A 664-nucleotide genomic window follows, 5' to 3' on the forward strand; every position below is an offset into this window, starting at 1 on the left:
GCCGGTCTCGAACGCCATCACCTTCGGAATATCCGCCTTCGGCGCCCCATCCTTCAGATACGCATCGAGGAACGGCCGCAGCACCTGCCGCCGGAAGCTCAAGGCCGAATCGATGCCGAAATGCAGCGCGCCCAGCGTCGATCCGTCCTCGATCCCCTGCCCATGGTGCCACGGCCCCATGACCAAATGCAGCTCCGGCGTGCCCACCGCCTTCAGCGCCCGCCACACCGCCGGCGCGCCATAAATATCCTCCTGGTCCCACAGACTGTGCACCAGCAGGATCGGCACCTTCGGTTTCTCGGCCGCTAGCAGCTTGTCCACCGCCTGCGCCTGCCAGAACGCATCGTACGTCGGGTGCGCCTCCAGCTTCCGCCAGAACCCCATCTGCTGAAGCCCGTTCGCATGCGCGAGCGCCGCGCCGGGACCGGCCTCAAGGAACGCGTCGTAATCGTCGTAATGGCCGGTCCAGAAATGCTCGTCGTTCGCCCGCGTGCCCTGCTGCTCGTAGATGTAGTTGGTGCTGCCGAGCTGCCGGAACGCGCCCTTGTGGAACCAGTCGTCGCCGATCCAGCCATCCACCATCGGGTTCATCGGCACCGCGGCGACAAGCGCCGGATGCGGATGGAACAGGCTCATCAGTGTGGTGAACCCGTCGTAGGAAATG

Annotated in this window: 1 protein-coding gene; it reads right to left on the minus strand. The window is 65.2% G+C overall.

The genetic code is table 11. From position 1 onward, the window contains the following. Positions 1 to 663 (minus strand): CocE/NonD family hydrolase (locus R5H29_RS06705; RefSeq protein ID WP_332328944.1); only part of this gene is annotated, 663 nt, incomplete at its 3' end. Between the last annotated feature and the right edge of the window lies 1 nt (position 664).

Source organism: Stenotrophomonas sp. A3_2, assembly GCF_036624925.1.
Classification (GTDB): domain Bacteria; phylum Pseudomonadota; class Gammaproteobacteria; order Xanthomonadales; family Xanthomonadaceae; genus Stenotrophomonas; species Stenotrophomonas hibiscicola.